21 protein-coding genes and 1 pseudogene are annotated in these 14,745 nt (G+C 71.4%); 14 read left to right on the top strand and 8 right to left on the bottom strand.

Annotated features, from left to right (window positions below):
• A pseudogene (locus ABZY33_RS34715) lies at positions 1-185 on the bottom strand (hypothetical protein); the annotation flags it as partial.
• A 21-nt stretch (positions 186-206) separates the two neighbouring features.
• Between ABZY33_RS34715 and ABZY33_RS34710 the strand changes: the two are divergent.
• A complete protein-coding gene (locus tag ABZY33_RS34710; protein WP_356495704.1) occupies positions 207-1,127 on the top strand; it encodes a Rieske (2Fe-2S) protein in 921 nt (306 codons plus the stop codon).
• 15 nt (positions 1,128-1,142) lie between these two features.
• The gene (locus ABZY33_RS34705; RefSeq protein WP_356495703.1) at positions 1,143-1,520 is read left to right on the top strand and encodes a VOC family protein; all 378 of its coding nucleotides are present in this window, start codon (positions 1,143-1,145) and stop codon (positions 1,518-1,520) included.
• 70 nt (positions 1,521-1,590) lie between these two features.
• On the opposite strand, the gene ABZY33_RS34700 is transcribed toward ABZY33_RS34705, so the two are convergent.
• Positions 1,591-3,549, bottom strand: a complete 1,959-nt coding sequence (locus ABZY33_RS34700; protein WP_356495702.1) for an acyl-CoA dehydrogenase — start codon at positions 3,547-3,549, stop codon at positions 1,591-1,593.
• Between the two features lie 38 nt (positions 3,550-3,587).
• Entirely contained in the window at positions 3,588-3,998 is a 411-nt protein-coding gene (locus ABZY33_RS34695) for an STAS domain-containing protein (RefSeq protein WP_356495701.1), read from the bottom strand.
• Positions 3,999-4,228: 230 nt separating this feature from the next.
• Between ABZY33_RS34695 and ABZY33_RS34690 the strand changes: the two genes are divergently transcribed.
• Positions 4,229-4,636 (top strand): ATP-binding protein, encoded by a 408-nt coding sequence (locus tag ABZY33_RS34690; protein ID WP_356495700.1) that lies wholly within the window; start codon positions 4,229-4,231, stop codon positions 4,634-4,636.
• Positions 4,637-4,672: 36 nt separating this feature from the next.
• Here the strand turns inward: ABZY33_RS34690 and ABZY33_RS34685 are convergent, their stop codons facing one another.
• From ABZY33_RS34685 to ABZY33_RS34665, 5 genes are all read right to left on the bottom strand, one after another.
• Entirely contained in the window at positions 4,673-4,912 is a 240-nt protein-coding gene (locus tag ABZY33_RS34685) for a DUF5133 domain-containing protein (protein ID WP_356495699.1), read from the bottom strand.
• 101 nt (positions 4,913-5,013) lie between these two features.
• Complete coding sequence (locus ABZY33_RS34680) at positions 5,014-5,217, bottom strand: hypothetical protein (RefSeq protein WP_356495698.1); 204 nt, start codon at positions 5,215-5,217, stop codon at positions 5,014-5,016.
• A 126-nt stretch (positions 5,218-5,343) separates the two neighbouring features.
• Positions 5,344-5,523 carry a hypothetical protein gene (locus tag ABZY33_RS34675; protein WP_356495697.1) on the bottom strand — a complete coding sequence of 60 codons (180 nt, stop codon included), beginning with the start codon at positions 5,521-5,523 and terminating at the stop codon, positions 5,344-5,346.
• A 71-nt stretch (positions 5,524-5,594) separates the two neighbouring features.
• Positions 5,595-6,662, bottom strand: coding sequence for a YihY/virulence factor BrkB family protein (locus ABZY33_RS34670; RefSeq protein ID WP_356495696.1), 1,068 nt, complete (start codon positions 6,660-6,662; stop codon positions 5,595-5,597).
• Between the two features lie 72 nt (positions 6,663-6,734).
• Entirely contained in the window at positions 6,735-7,547 is an 813-nt protein-coding gene (locus tag ABZY33_RS34665) for a restriction endonuclease (RefSeq protein ID WP_356495695.1), read from the bottom strand.
• Positions 7,548-7,855: 308 nt separating this feature from the next.
• On the opposite strand from ABZY33_RS34665, the gene gvpO reads away from it, so the two are divergent.
• The 11 genes from gvpO (at position 7,856) to ABZY33_RS34610 (ending at position 14,614) form a co-directional block, all read left to right on the top strand.
• Entirely contained in the window at positions 7,856-8,248 is a 393-nt protein-coding gene (gvpO, locus tag ABZY33_RS34660; RefSeq protein WP_356495694.1) for a gas vesicle protein GvpO, read from the top strand.
• A 111-nt stretch (positions 8,249-8,359) separates the two neighbouring features.
• Entirely contained in the window at positions 8,360-8,782 is a 423-nt protein-coding gene (locus tag ABZY33_RS34655) for a gas vesicle structural protein GvpA (RefSeq protein ID WP_356495693.1), read from the top strand.
• Entirely contained in the window at positions 8,779-9,522 is a 744-nt protein-coding gene (locus tag ABZY33_RS34650) for a GvpL/GvpF family gas vesicle protein (RefSeq protein ID WP_356495692.1), read from the top strand. Before ABZY33_RS34655 ends, ABZY33_RS34650 begins: the two co-directional genes overlap by 4 nt.
• A 7-nt stretch (positions 9,523-9,529) precedes the next feature.
• Positions 9,530-9,775: a gas vesicle protein GvpG gene (locus ABZY33_RS34645; RefSeq protein WP_356495691.1), complete on the top strand. Its 246-nt coding sequence runs from the start codon at positions 9,530-9,532 to the stop codon at positions 9,773-9,775.
• A 53-nt stretch (positions 9,776-9,828) separates the two neighbouring features.
• Positions 9,829-10,458: a DNA primase gene (locus ABZY33_RS34640; RefSeq protein ID WP_356495690.1), complete on the top strand. Its 630-nt coding sequence runs from the start codon at positions 9,829-9,831 to the stop codon at positions 10,456-10,458.
• On the top strand, positions 10,451-11,692 hold the full coding sequence (locus ABZY33_RS34635; protein ID WP_356495689.1) for an SRPBCC family protein: 1,242 nt from the start codon (positions 10,451-10,453) through the stop codon (positions 11,690-11,692). Before ABZY33_RS34640 ends, ABZY33_RS34635 begins: the two co-directional genes overlap by 8 nt.
• A complete protein-coding gene (locus tag ABZY33_RS34630; RefSeq protein ID WP_356495688.1) occupies positions 11,692-12,054 on the top strand; it encodes a gas vesicle protein in 363 nt (120 codons plus the stop codon). The genes ABZY33_RS34635 and ABZY33_RS34630 overlap by 1 nt, the downstream gene beginning before the upstream one ends.
• Positions 12,047-12,880: a GvpL/GvpF family gas vesicle protein gene (locus tag ABZY33_RS34625; protein ID WP_356495687.1), complete on the top strand. Its 834-nt coding sequence runs from the start codon at positions 12,047-12,049 to the stop codon at positions 12,878-12,880. Before ABZY33_RS34630 ends, ABZY33_RS34625 begins: the two co-directional genes overlap by 8 nt.
• On the top strand, positions 12,877-13,065 hold the full coding sequence (locus ABZY33_RS34620; protein ID WP_324768917.1) for a gas vesicle protein: 189 nt from the start codon (positions 12,877-12,879) through the stop codon (positions 13,063-13,065). The genes ABZY33_RS34625 and ABZY33_RS34620 overlap by 4 nt, the downstream gene beginning before the upstream one ends.
• 83 nt (positions 13,066-13,148) lie before the next feature.
• Positions 13,149-13,442 carry a gas vesicle protein K gene (locus tag ABZY33_RS34615; RefSeq protein WP_356495705.1) on the top strand — a complete coding sequence of 98 codons (294 nt, stop codon included), beginning with the start codon at positions 13,149-13,151 and terminating at the stop codon, positions 13,440-13,442.
• 125 nt (positions 13,443-13,567) lie between these two features.
• Positions 13,568-14,614, top strand: coding sequence for a YihY/virulence factor BrkB family protein (locus ABZY33_RS34610; protein ID WP_356495686.1), 1,047 nt, complete (start codon positions 13,568-13,570; stop codon positions 14,612-14,614).
• Positions 14,615-14,745: the final 131 nt, after the last annotated feature.

The following is a 14,745-nucleotide window of genomic DNA, read 5'->3' as shown; positions in this document are numbered from 1 at the left end:
GGCCACAGGACCACCAGACCGACGACGACCGCGACGGAGAACGGCACGAGGACGGCCGCGATGACCTTGCGCAGGTGCTGGGCCCAGGAGAGCGGGCAGAGCCGCCGAGCCTCCGCCGACGGGTGCTGGGCCGTTGCGGGGAAACCCTTCGCGCCCGCCCACGGGATGCCCGATCCGTTCCGCACCGACCAGGAGAATCGTCAGCCATGACCATCGCCTCCGGCGCTCAGTCGCCGACCGCCCGTGTGCGCGTTCTCGTGCCCCGTCTGCTGCGCTCGGCGCTCGACGCGCTCGAACGGGTGGAGAACGCCGAGTCCCTCGACCGGGTCGTGACGCCCGTGCAGAAGGCGGTACGGGCCCTCCCGCTCGGCGGCCTGCGCGACGTGCTCCACGGCCGCCAGCTCGGCCACCCGCTCCACCCGGTGCTCGTGCAGGTGCCGATGGGCGCCTGGCTCTCCGCGGCCGCCCTGGACTTCGTGCCGGGCGCGGGCCGGCCGGCCCGGTTCCTGGTGGGCCTCGGCACCCTGGCGGCGCTGCCCGCAGCATTGGCCGGCTGGGCCGACTGGGCGGAGCAGCACGAACAACAGATGCGGACCGGCCTCGTGCACGCCGCCGCCAACGTCACCGCCGTCTCGCTCTACGGCGCCTCGTTCGTGGCGCGCGGGCGCCGTCCCGTGCTCGGCCGGGCCCTCGGGCTCGGCGGTCTGGCGAGCGCGAGCGCCGGCGGCTTCATCGGCGGCCACCTCGCCTACCGGCAGGCGGCCGGGGCCAACAAGACCGAGCCCGTGCCCCATCTGGTCGCCCCCGGCTGGCACCGGCTCGGCCCGGTCGCCGAGCTGACGCCCGGGAAGCCGGTGCGCTGGATGCTGGGGGAGGTGCCGGTGGTGGCGGTACGCGGCGAGGACGGCACCGTGGATGTGCTGGCCGACCGGTGCAGCCACCTGGCGGGCCCGCTCTCGGAGGGGACGGTCGAGGACGGCTGCGTGACCTGTCCCTGGCACGGCAGCGTCTTCCGTCTGGCCGACGGTTCCGTGGCGAAGGGCCCGGCGACCGCGCCGCAGCCGAGCTTCGAGACCCGGATCGACGCGGACGGCACCGTCGCGGTGCGTCTGCCCGGAGCGGGCTGAGCGAAGGGGACGCCCATGCGGATCAACTGCCTGGTCATCGACGCCGTCGACCCGGAGCGGCTCGCCGCCTTCTGGTCCGCGGTGCTCGGCAGACCGGTCGAGAAGCGCACCGGGCCCTACGTGTTCCTGGGGCGCGACGAGAGCGGCCTGGGCGTGGGATTCCAGCGCGGCGAGGCTCCCAAGACGGGCAAGAACCGGCTCCACCTCGACCTCGAGACGCCCGACCCGGCCGCCGAACAGGCCCGGATCGAACAGCTGGGCGGCCGTCGGCTCCCGGAGTACGACGACGGCGGGTTCCTGGTGATGGCGGACCCCGAGGGCAACGAGTTCTGTCTCCTGCCCGAGGGGCCGGTCGGGCTCGACGAGGACGGCCGGGCGCACTACCTGGACTGAGAAGGCGCACTACCTGGACTGAGAAGGGGGGCACTCCGCGTCCGCGGCGTGCCCCCCTTCTCCAGTTCCCTCAGCCCACCAGATCCGGTGCGCGGAGCAGCTCCGCGGGGATGCCCCAGGCGTCGACCAGATCACCGGCCAGGGGCCTGACCTTGCGGCAGAGGTCGTTCACCTCGCGGCTGATCGCCTTGGAGCGCCGCACGGAGAGCCGGCCGTGCTCCATGAACCAGGCGCGGTCCGACTCGATCGTCGTCAGGGCGAAGAGGTCGCACAGCAGGCCGAGCGCCACCTTGTTGTCCCCGTCGGGCAGCATGCGCACCTTGGCCACGAACGCCTCCAGGACCAGCCGCTCCACATGGGCGTGGGCCACCGCGATGACGTGGTCCTGCACCTGCGAGAAGACCGCGCCGGGACCGCCCCCCTGGTCGACGCCGCGCTTGAGCCGGCGGGCCGCGCCGGCGAGCATGTGCTCCTCGCGGAAGCGGAGCATCGCGAGGTGGTACTCGGAGTCGAGGAGCCCCGCCTCCTGGTCCCACTCGTCGCCGCCGGGCAGCAGGTCCCGTACCCGTTCCAGCAGCTTGTGGGCGGACGTCTTCTCGATGACCGTCTCGACCGCGAGACCGGTGACGAACCGGACCATGTCCAGCTGGTCCATGTCCCCGAACTCGCTCGCGTACCCGGTGAGCAGGCCCTTCGCCACGAGCTGGAGCAGGACGTGGTTGTCGCCCTCGAACGTGGTGAAGATGTCGCTGTCGGCCTTGAGTGCGGCGAACCGGTTGACCGCCAGATAGCCCGCGCCGCCGCACGCCTCGCGGCACTCCTGGATCACCCGGGTGGCGTGCCAGGTGCCGAGTGCCTTGGTCCCCGCGGCCCGCGACTCCAGCTCCCGGCGGCTCTGCTCGTCGTCCTTGATGCCGGAGAAGACCTCGTGCAGCTCGGTGCGGACGACGTCCTGGGCGAAGTGCAGCGCGTAGGTACGGGCGAGGAGCGGCAGCAGCCGGCGCTGGTGCAGGCCGTAGTCGAGGAGCACCTGCTCCTCGGCGTCGGAGTCCGCCTTGAACTGGCGGCGCCGGCCGGCGTACTTCGTGGCGATCGCGAGTGCGACCTTCGCGGCGTTGATCGCCCCGCCGCCCACGCTGACGCGTCCCTGGACGAGGGTGCCGAGCATGGTGAAGAAGCGGCGGCCGGGGTGGTCGATCGGGCTGGTGTACACGCCCTCGGGGGTGACGTCGGCGAACTTGTTGAGCAGTGCCTCGCGCGGCACGCGGACGCCGTCGAACCAGATGCGGCCGTTGTCCACGCCGTTCAGACCCATCTTGCGGCCGTCGTCCTCGATCCGGACGCCGGGCGCCACCTCGCCGTCGACCCGGATCGGCACCACGAAGGCGTGCACGCCCTCCGCCTTGCCGCCCACCTCCAGCTGCGCGAAGACGACGGCGAGCTGTGCGTGGCGCGCGGCGTTGCCGATGTAGTCCTTGCGGGCCTGGTCATCGCCGGTGGTGAGGACGAATTCCTGGCTCTCGGCGTCGTACGTGGCGACCGTGCCGAGCGCCTGGACGTTCGAGCCGTGGCCGGTCTCGGTCATCGCGAAGCAGCCCAGCAGCTCCCCGGTGATCAGGTCCGGAAGGTAGGCCTCGTGGTGGCGCTCGGTGCCCAGCTGCACGATGGCGCCGCCGAACAGCCCGAACTGCACACCGACCTTGACCAGGACCGACAGATCCCCGTAGGCAAGGGTCTCGAACGCGGCGATCGAGGCGCCGATGGAGCCGCCCCCGCCGTACTCCTTCGGAAAGCCCATCCCGGTCTGGCCGGTCGCCGCCATCTCGACGACGATGTCCCGTACGCGGTCGCGGTAGGCGTCGATACCCAGCTCCTCGGCGTCCCTGAGGACGGAGGCGTACCGCGTCAGATTGGCGCGGACCAGGTCGCGGATGTCGGCGTACTCGCCGTCGAGCACCTCGGCCAGGGCCGGGGCGTCGACGACGGGCTGCGCGTAACCGCTCGGGGGCGGGGAGATTTCGGTGGACATGACGCTCGGTTACCCGTCCGTAGGACGATCAAGCAGGCTTACGAGCCGGGCTCGGCCGGCTGGGCGGCGGCGTCCGCGTCGCCGTCGAGGAGCGTCCCGATCCGTCGCAGCGCCTCGGCCCGGGTGCCGGTCAGGCCCAGGACCTCGGTGACGCCGGTGATGTCGAAGAGCCGCCGCACGGCGCCGCCCTCGGTGACGGCCAGGACGAAGGGCCGCCGCGCCTGGTCGTGCTCGGCCTTGGCCCGCAGGATCAGGTTGAGCAAGGTGCTGTCGGCGAAGCTGAGTCCGCCCAGGTCCAGCAGGGTGGCGTCGGTGTCGGTGCCGGTCAGCGCCTGCTGGAAGACAGCGGTGACCTCCGCTCCGTCCTCCAGGTCGATGTCGTGGCGCAACATGACGACTGCCACCCGCTCCTGCTGGGTGAGTTCGATGTTCTCGCTGTCACTAGCCATGCCCCGACCCTGTCATATGCCCGGGCCCCTGAGGGACGCAACGGCTGTGTTCTTTCCCTCCCGTACTTTTCGAAGAAAGGCCAGGTCGAAGCGGTTTTTCACGGGTGTGAACACGGTCCGGGCGACCCACCCGTTCGCGCGGGTGTGCGGGCAGCAGCGCTGGGAAAGCGGAAGTCAAGCGACGACGGAGTGCAGTGTTTGCACGTGTACAGAGGGAGGATCACGTCTTGATGAGTGTTCCCGGGACACCTGCTTCGGAGCGCACGACCTGTGCGCAGGCACGGGCGGAGGTCAGCGGGGTCCTCATGGAGGTGTGCTGCGGCCTTCCGTTGCCCGAGGCGCGACGGCTGCACGACGACGCGCTACTGGTCGCCACCGAGCTGACGGCCAACGCGATCCGCCACGCGGGCGGGACGACCGGGTTCGACGCGGGCCTGCAGGGCGACACCCTGTGGATGCGGGTGAGCGACCGCAGCCCCCGGGTGCCCCGTCGCGCCCCGTCACGGCCGAGCGTGCCCGGCGGCTTCGGCTGGATGGTGGTCCAGCGGCTCAGCTCGCACGTCTGCGTCGAGGTCGGCCCGCGCGGGAAGACGATCACCGCGGAACTGGACCTGCGGGTGCACCCGGGTCCTGCGTGACCCGGGTGCACCCGTGAGCCGCCGGAAAGGCGGCGGTCAGGCGGCGGGGGACTCGTCGCCGGAGCGGGAGCGGGCCGCCGCGGCGCGCTCCAGCACACCGTCGGCGGCCATCAGAGCGTCACGCACGGTCCGCGTCCCGGTGCTGGCGCACAGCTGGTAGCTGACGTCGTCGAGCAGCCACCGCAGTTCCTGGGTGGGCCGCTCGGAGAAACGCAGCTGCACGTCGGCGTAACGGCTCAGCAGGGTCCGGATGAACATCGGATCGGCGTTGTGCACGAGACCATTCCTGTTCTGTTGTCCTGGACGATCGACGGAACATCAACTGCCCCGGATCCGCCCGGACATGCCTGCCCGCCGACGCGGCCGGAGTCCGCCGCTCAGGCCGCGGTGAGGTGCGAGCGCCGCGCGGCGCACAGCACCTCGTGCTCCGCGCGGCGCGAGACGAACCACGCCGAACAGCACGCCGTGTCGAGCTCGGCGTCGGCGGACCCGAAGGCCGCGAAGGTCTCGACGTCGGCTCCCCGGCGCCCGCGTGCCTGTCGGCCGGCGCTGCTGTCGCTGCGGTGGTGGCGGACTGTCATCTGCGTTCCTCGCTGAGATCGGCTGGTGGTGCGCCGTCCGGTGCACGGCTCCTTCCGGTTGCCCCGGATGCGGCGGCCGATGCCAGTGATCAAGGCCACGTGGCGACGGCCGCCCCGCGGGCGGCGTCAGCGGCGGCGCGAGGAGCCGGAGCGCGCCCAGCCGCCCGCGCCGGCCAGATGCAGGGCGACGGCGGTGAGCCCGAGGAGCATGAGGTTCACCGACGAGAAGACGTCGTTCGTCGAGATGTCGGCGGCGTTGATCAGGAAGGCGATGAAGAAGAGGACGGCGGCGGCGATAGCGAACATGACAACTCCCTTGTGATGAAAGTGTGTTGACGCCCGTATGCCCCCTCGAAGCGTTACCACCCGCCCCGTTCTCAGGGGTTCTGCCGCACCTGCTCGATGTCCTGTTCGTCCCAGGCGCTGGTGTCCCGGGGCCTGATGAACAGCTCCTCCTGCGTCGGGTGGCCGCCGCTGATCGCGCGCTGCCGGGCGATCTCGGCGTCGAACTCGAGCCCCAGCAGGATGGCCAGACTGCTCAGCCACAGCCACACCAGGAAGACGATGACACCGGCCATCGTGCCGTACGTCTTGTTGTAGGAGGCGAACCCGGCCGCGTACAGCGTGAAGCCCGCCGAGGCCACGAGCCAGACGATTAGGGCGAGGCAGCCGCCCGGGGTGACCCAGAGCCAGCCGCGCCCCTTCACATTGGGCGCGGCCCAGTACAGCAGGGCGATCATCAGCACCAGGAGGACGGCGAGCAGCGGCCACTTGGCCACGGACCAGACGGTCAGCGCGGTGTCGCCCACGCCGAACACGGAGCCGGCGCGCCGGGCGATCCCGCCGGTGAAGACCACGACGAGCGCGCTGAGGGCGGCGAGCAGCATCAGGGCCACGGTGATGCCGAGGCGCAGCGGCAGGAGCTTCCACAGGGGCCGCCCCTCGGGGACGTGGTAGATCTGGTTCGCCGTCCGCATGAACGCGCCGACGTACCCCGACGCCGACCACACGGCGAGCACCAGACCCACCACGGCCATCACCGAACCGGTCCCGGAGCGGCCCTGCAACTGCTCGACGGCCTGGGTGAGTATCTCGCGCGCCGCACCGGGCGCGAGTTTCTCGACGCTGTCCAGCACCTTCTGCGTGGCGGACTCACCGACCACGCCGAGCAGCGCCACCAGGACCAGCAGGGCGGGGAAGAGGGAGAGGACGGCGTAGTACGTCAGGGCGGCCGCCCGGTCCGTCAACTCCTCCTTCTGGAACTCGCGGAGGCTCCCGCGCAGCACCTGGCCCCACGCGTGCCCGCTCAGACCGGCGGGGCTGTGGGGGGCGGCCTTCTCCACTTCGGGGGACGGACCGTAGGACGCGGCCGCGTCCGGCTCGGGCGGCGTCGCGTCGTCTGTCTGGTCGTCGTGCTGGTCGAGGTCGCTCCGCTGTTCTGGCATGTCCTCCGGATGTCCGCCGTACGGGGATTCAGACCTGCACGTCATGAGCGGTACGGCGGCGCGGCGCACCGCTCACGCCCGGTCCGCCATCAGCGGCCCCCAGGGCGTCGGCCCCGCGCCCTGCGCCCATGCGGTGAGCGCCTCGCCGTCGACCAGGCGGATGCCGCACACGTCGGCGTACTCCTCGGCCGGCACGGTGAACGCGCTGGTGGTCACCACGACCGCGAGCTGGGCACCGTGCACCGTCCAGCAGGTACCGCCGAAGCGCTGGAGGTCCTGCGAGCCGACCTTGTTCGTGGGCCCGTACTGCTTGCACTGCACGACGACGCGGCGGCCGTCGGGCGCGGTCGCGAGGACGTCGGCGCCGAGGTCGCCCGCGCCGCCCACGACCTCGACGTCCGTGCAGCCGTCCCGCTCGCACAGCCCGGCCACGGCGGCCTCGAAGCCGTCCGGGTCGAGGTCGCTGAACACGGGCGCCGGGTCCGGCAGTCGAGCGGTGAGTCCGTCGTGCGCCGCGGCCGGGTCCGGCACGAGACGCACGGTGTCCCGGTCCTGGACGGGCGCGCCGGCCACGGCGACCTCGCAGGTCCGCGCCGCCTCGGCCAGCTCGCGGTCGGCCTGCGCCATGCCCGCGCGGGCGGCCCGGCGCAGCTCACGGCTGCGCGGCATGGCGCGGAACAGGACGTAGAGCACGGGGACGGCGAACAGGGCGCACAGCATGGCGGTGAGCGGGTGGCCGCCGGCCCAGTCGGCGAAGCGCAGGAAGAGCAGGACGACGGCGCAGAGCACGGCGCCGACGAGACCGAGGGCGACGAGCGGTCCCGACGCCCCCTCTCCGGTCCGGGGGTGGCCGCCGGCGGCGCTCCTGGTTTTGCGTATCGGCACTGGGTCTCCCGCGCGTCGTCATGGATCCGTCTGACCGACGTCTGCCCCGACCGGCGCCTTCCATGATCAACAGATGTGCGTCGGGGATTTCATGTTCCTTGTACGGCACGGAAGTTGACCGGGCGTCACGCGGGTGCGGGCGGTCCGGGGCAGGGGCGGCGCGCGGGGGCGAGTCGTAACACGGCGTTCGCGGGGCATTCGTTCGCCGAAGCCGGGATGTGGCCCACCCGCCCGGAGCGCGGTCGAAAAATCGCGAGAACTGTGAAGGTTTGGCCAGGGATTCAAGGGCACGCGGGGAGGAGATCGATATGACCAACACATCTGAAGCCACAGACGACGAGTCCGACGACACATCGAGGGAACCCGCGAAGAGCAGGGAACCTGCCAAGAAGGGGAGCGGTACACGGAAGCGGGCGGCGCCCAAGAGCCCGCCGCGCAAGCGCCTCCGTCCGACCGAGGCGATCCGTGAAGGGCGCGAGCAGTTGATGGAGCTGACCGGCAAATCGGTCGATTCCGTCTCATCGTTCCGGTCCACCGACGACGGGTGGTTGCTGGAGGTGGAGGTCCTGGAGCTGTCCAGGGTCCCCGACACGATGAGTCTGCTCGCCAGTTACGAGGTCGCGCTCGACCACGACGGGATGCTCACCGGCTACCGACGGCTCAGGCGGTACGAGCGCGGACGCTCCGACGACCGCAACTGACCGGTCGTCGCCGGGCGGCCCCGACGCGCGGACCGCGCCCGGCACGGGCGCTCCCGCGACGGGCGGCCGGCGGACGGCTCCCCGAAGGCGAACGACAGGGAGGAACAGAACATGACAGTCGCAACGACCCAACAGAGCGGTGGGGGCGGCGGGACCAGTGGTCTCTACGACGTCCTCGAACTGGTCCTCGACCGTGGCCTGGTGATCGACGCGTTCGTCCGCGTCTCGCTGGTCGGCATCGAGATCCTGAAGATCGACATTCGTGTCGTGGTCGCCAGTGTCGACACGTACCTGCGGTTCGCGGAGGCGTGCAACCGCCTCGACCTGGAGACCGGCAGCAAGAAGCCGTCGGGCCTGACGGACATCATCGGCGACACGATGGAGTCCGGCTCCCGCGGCAAGACCAAGGGCGCGCTCTCCGGCGCGGCGGAGACCATATCGGACGCCTTCTCGCAGGCTCGTGAAGAGAGCCAGAGCGAGTCCCGGCCGCGTCAGCGCCGCACCACCAGCCGCCGTAAGGAGGAGCAGGAGTGAGCACGTACGTCTACGGCATCGCCGATGCCGACCACCCGAGCCTGCCCGACGGGATGGAGGGCATCGGATCCCCGGCGCTCGCCGTCCGGATCGTCAAGGGCGGTGGCCTCGCCGCGATCGTCAGCGACGCCCCGGAGAACCTCCGGCCCAAGCGGCGCGACCTCCTCGCCCACCAGAACGTCCTCTCCGAGGCCGGCGGCGGTGGCACCGTCCTGCCCATGCGCTTCGGCAGCGTCGCGCAGGACGACGCGGCGGTCGCGGCCGCTCTCGAGGAGCGGGTCGACCACTACCAGGAGCGCCTCGCCGCCCTGCGCGACCGCGTGGAGTACAACGTCAAGGTCCAGCACGACGAAGAGGCCGTGCTGCAGACCGTGATGGCGGAGAACGCCGACGTGCGGGCCCTCGCGCTGCGCAACCGCGACGCCGGTGGCGGCAGCCACGAGCAGAAGCTCCAGCTGGGCGAGGCCGTCGCCAAGGCGGTGCAGGCGCGTGAGGCGCAGGACGCCGAGACGGTCCGTACGGCGCTGGAGGCGCACGCCGACGACGTCAGCGCGGGCCCCGACAGCACCGGCTGGATCGCCAACCTCTCCTTCCTCGTGGACCGGGGCTCCTCGGAGCGGCTGCTCGGTGCGATCGAGGAGCTGCGGCAGGGCGCCCCCCACATCATCTTCCGCGTCAACGGACCGCTGCCGCCCTACAGCTTCGTGGAGGCGGCCCCGGCGGCCTCCGCCGCGGGATGAGGCCCCCATGGGGCTGCTGAGCGAGGTGCTGCTGCTCCCGCTGGCTCCGGTCCGGGGCTCCATGTGGGTCCTGGACCAGGTGGTCGCCGAAGCGGAGAAGCAGTACTACGACCCCTCGGCCATCCAGGCCCAACTGGCCGCCTTGGAGAAGCAGTTGGAGGCGGGCGAGATCGACGAGGAGACGTTCGACCGGATGGAGGACGAACTCCTCGACCGGCTCGAGGCCACCCGGAACAGACAGACAGGCGCGTGACGCCGGAACAGCTCTAGGCGCGTGCAGCGATACGTGCAGGAACGGACGACACCATGAACCGAACAGCAGTCGGCCTGGCGGTAGGCGCCGGGTACGTCCTGGGGCGTACCAAGAAGATGAAGCTGGCCTTCGCCGTCGGCACCATGGTCGCCGGCAAGAAGTTGCAGCTGAGCCCCAAGGCCGTCCTGGACATGGTCCGCACCCAGCTGGACAAGAACCCCCAGTTCCAGGAGATCGGCGGACAGCTGCGCGAGGACTTCCGCGGTGTCGGCAAGGCCGCCACCGGCGCGATCCTCGAACGGCAGATGGAGGGGCTGGCCAGCAAGCTGCAGAGCAGCACGGCCGGAGTCCGGGACCGCCTCGAAGGCGGCGGCCGCGACAGCGAGAGCGCAAAGAACGCCGATGACGCCGACGACGCTGACGCCGACGACGGCGAGGACACGGCCGGCCGGGACGACGACGAGGACACGCGGGCGCGGGACGGCGCGGGCGAGGACCGCCCGGCGCCGCGCAAGCGGACCCCCGCCAAGAAGTCCGCCCCGGCCGGCCGGCGCACGGCGGAGCAGGGCACGCGGGCGCGCAAGAGCACCGCGAAGAAGACGTCCAGCGGCGCCAAGAAGTCCGCCGGGACCGCCCGGCGGACCCCGCGCAGCGGCGCGAAGGGGGGACAGGACCATGGCTGAGCTGCCCAAGGCGAACCCGCTCAAGGACCTCGCCAAGAGCCAGGCGGCCGACCGCCTGAAGAGCGAGGCGCAGGACTACCTCGCGGCGCAGGCCACCCATCTGCTGACCGGAGTCGGCCGCAGACTGGGCCAGGCGACCACCAAGCTCAACGACATAGCCGACGGCAACAGCCCCGGCTTCGGCAAGCTCGCCCTCGACGGCGGCCGCAAGCTGGCCGAGGGGAAGGGCCCGGTGCGCGCGGCCGTCGAGTCCGGCGCGAGCCACCTCAAGGACAACGTGGTCGACGGCGTGAAGGGCCTGTTCAACAAGGGCGGCAAGGGCAAGAACAAGTCCGGCGCCGGCCAGAAGCCGACCGTCATCCTGGAGAGCATCGACGTCGGTGTGGACGTCCGCACCGCCTACGACCAGTGGACGCAGTACCAGGAGTTCTCGACCTTCGCGCGCGGCGTGAAGAACGCCAACCGCGCGGACGACGTCTCCTCCGACTGGCAGATGAAGATCTTCTGGTCCAGCCGGAGCTGGAAGGCCCACACCACGGAACAGGTGCCGGACCAGCGCATCAGCTGGAGCTCCGAAGGGGCCAAGGGCACCACGAAGGGTGTCGTCACCTTCCATGAGCTGGGCGACAGCCTCACCCGGGTCCTGCTCGTCATCGAGTACTACCCGAAGGGCCTCTTCGAGAAGACCGGCAACATCTGGCGGGCCCAGGGCCGGCGCGCCCGGCTCGACCTGAAGCACTTCGCGCGCTTCATCACGATCAAGGGCGAGGCGACCGACGGCTGGCGCGGGGAGATCCGCGACGGCGAGGTGGTCCGCAGCCACGACGACGCCCTGGCCGAGGAGGAAGAGGAGCGCTCGCGCGACCAGGACGAGGAGTCCCCCGAGGGCGCGTACGAGGAAGAGGACGAGGCGGACGGCGAGGCGTACGACGACGCCGGCGAACCGGAGGACCTCGACGAGGCCGAGGACGACGAGGTCGAGGACGCCGAGGACGCGGAGGACGGCGAGTACCTCGACGAGGACGAGCCGGAGGCCGAGGACGCCGAAGAGGACGACGACGTCGAGTACGCCGACGAGGACGAGCCGGCGGACGAGGAGTACGCCGACGAGGAGGTCCCGGCGGACGAGGCCGACGAGCCTGAAGAGGACGACGAGGACGAGCCTGAAGAGGACGACGAGGCTGAAGAGGCCGACGAGCCCGAGCGTGAGCACGCGCCCGCGCGGAGCCGCTGATGAGTACCGCCAGCAGCTTCCCCGACTCCCCCCTGGGCGGGGGGAGTTCGGGGGCGAACCTCGCCGACATCCTGGAGCGGGTCCTCGACAAGGGCATCGTGATCGCGGGTGACATCCGCATCAATCTGCTCGACATAGAGCTGCTCACCATCAAGCTGCGCCTCATCGTCGCCTCGGTCGACAAGGCGAAGGAGATGGGCATCGACTGGTGGGAGGACGACCCGTCCCTCTCCTCCGGTGCCCGGCGCAAGGAACTCGCCCGGGAGAACGCCGAGTTGCGCGAGCGGCTCGCCGCCCTGGAGGGTGACGGTGCCTCCGAGGCGCTCGAAGCGGCCCCCGGGAAGGAGTCGCGCCATGACTGAACTGCGGTACGTCTACGCGGTCTGCGACCCCCTGGACGCCCCGCTCGCGGCGGAACTGACCGGCGTCGGCGGCGCCGCGCCGCGCCGGATCCACCACGCCGGTCTGACGGCCGTCGTCAGCGAGGTGCCGGCCGACCAGTTCTCCGAGAGCGCCCTGCGCCGCAACCTGGAGAACCTCGACTGGCTCGCCGGCACCGCCCGCGCCCACCAGGACGTCATCGCCGCACTCACCGCCGTCACCAGCCCGCTGCCGCTGCGGCTCGCGACCGTCTTCCGCGACGACAGCGGCGTGCGCGCCATGATGGAGGAGCAGCAGGAGCGGTTCCGTACGTCCCTGGAACGGATCGCGGACCGGGTCGAGTGGGGGGTCAAGGTCTTTGTCGAGGAGCAGCCGGCGCAGGCCGCTCCGGCCCCGGGCGCCGGGCAGCGGGAGCGCGTCTCCGCGCAGTCCCTCGGCGCCGGCTCCGGCCGCGACTACCTGCGCCGGCGCCGCGCCGAGCGGGACGGGCGCGACCAGGTCTGGCGGCAGGCGGAGACGTTCGCCCAGCGTCTGCACGACCGGCTCTCGGAGTGCAGCGCGGAGACGCGCATCCACCCGCCGCAGAATCCGGAACTCGCCAAGACCTCGGGGCGCAACGTCCTCAACGGCGCCTATCTGGTGCCCCGTTCGACGGCGGAGGCCTTCGTGGAACTCGTCGACGCGACCAAGGACGGACAGCCCGGCCTGCGGGTGGAGCTGACCGGGCCGTGGGCCGCGTACTCCTTCTCCGCGCCGCCGGAAGAGCGCCCGGACGAGGCGGAGCCCTCGGTGGGCGGTGCGTCATGACCGTCATCGAACGGCGTGAAGTGGCCCTGGTGGACCTGCTCGACCGGCTGCTCGCCGGGGGAGTGGTCCTCGCGGGCGACGTCACGCTGCGCATCGCGGATGTGGACCTGGTCCGGATCGACCTGAACGCCCTGATCAGCTCCGTGAACGAGAACGTCCCCTCCCCGTTCGAGGACATGCTGTGAGTACGCACGACGACACGAACCGCCCCGCCGCGCGGCCGGAGCAGGCCGGCCAGGACACCTGCTCGGCCTGCGGCGGACACGCTGTGACGCCCCAGGTCGAGAAGGGGCGCGGCCGCATCCAGATCGAGCCGGACACGGTGGAACGGGACCTGATGAAGCTGGTCCTGACCATCGTCGAACTGCTGCGGCAGCTGATGGAACGCCAGGCCCTGCGCCGGTTCGACACGGGTGACCTGTCGGAGGAGCAGGAGGACCGCATCGGCCTCACCCTGATGCTGCTTGAGGACCGGATGGCGGAGTTGCGCGAGCGCTACGACCTCGCCCCCGAGGACCTCAACATCGACCTCGGGCCGCTGGGTCCGCTCCTGCCGCGCTGAGCCGCCCCCCCCCATCGGCCCCCGCGGCCGCGCAGGAACCTGCCTGCGCGGCCGCGGGGGCCGATGCGTGCGGAGTTCACCCGATCGGCGTGCTTGTTCGCGGGCAGGCGGGTTACCCGCTGTCCATGGGCAAGCGAACACATCTCGGAGACGACCACGACGAGCGGCCCGGCGACGACCGGGACGGCCGGTTCGGCCCGGACGAGCAGGTCGAGCGGCAGGCCCCGGACACCCCGGTCCAGCTGCCGAAAGGGTCGTGGAAAGCGGTGCTCAAGGGCAGCCTGCGGGAGTTCAAGGACGACGAGCTCACCGACCGCGCCGCCGCACTGACCTACTACGGTGTGCTGTCCCTGTTCCCGGCGCTCCTGGTCCTGGTCTCCCTCCTCGGCATCACGGGCAGGTCCACCTCCGACAAGGTGCTGGACAATCTGCGGCAGATCGCGCCCGGTTCGGTGCGCGACATCATCACGCAGGCCGTGAAGCAGTTGCAGGGCACCGGCGGCACGGGCTCGCTGGTCGCGATCGTCGGCCTGGTGCTGGCGGTCTGGTCGGCCTCCGGCTATGTGGCGGCCTTCATCCGCTCGGCCAACGCCGTCTACGACATGCCCGAGGGCCGCCCCGTGTGGAAGGTGCTGCCGATCCGCGTGGGCGTGACGGTGGTCCTGATGATCCTGGCCGTGGCCAGCTCCCTGATCGTGGTCTTCACCGGCGGCCTGGCCCGGCAGGCCGGGAACATGCTCGGCATCGGGGACAGCGCCCTGACCGTGTGGTCGATCGCCAAGTGGCCGGTCCTCGTCGTCCTGGTCACCGTCATGATCGCGATCCTCTACTGGGCCACCCCGAACGCCAAGGTCAAGGGGTTCCGCTGGATCACCCCGGGCAGCCTGCTCGCCCTCGTGGTCTGGCTGGTGGCCTCCGCGGCCTTCGCGTTCTACGTCGCCAACTTCGCCTCGTACAACAAGACGTACGGCACGATGGCCGGCGTGATCGTCTTCCTGGTGTGGCTGTGGGTCAGCAACCTGGCCATCCTGCTGGGCCTGGAGTTCGACGCCGAGACCGTCCGCCAGCGCGCCATCGCCGGCGGCCACCCGCCCGAGGCCGAGCCGTACACCGAGCCCCGGGACACGCGGGCGTGGGACGAGCAGGACAAGCGGCGGCTGGACGAGACCTGATCCGCTGCCGCGGGGGAGCCCGGGCCTGGTGCTCCGCGCCGGGCGGTACCCAGCGCGCTGCGGACGGACGTCGTCTGGGCGGGCCGGGGGACGTTCCGTCGCCGCCGCCGTGCCGGGAGCGTCGGCCCCTC

Origin of the sequence: Streptomyces sp. NPDC006552, from assembly GCF_040611655.1 — a bacterium.
Taxonomy (GTDB): Bacteria; Actinomycetota; Actinomycetes; order Streptomycetales; family Streptomycetaceae; genus Streptomyces.
This window is presented reverse-complemented; position numbering and strand designations above follow the sequence as displayed.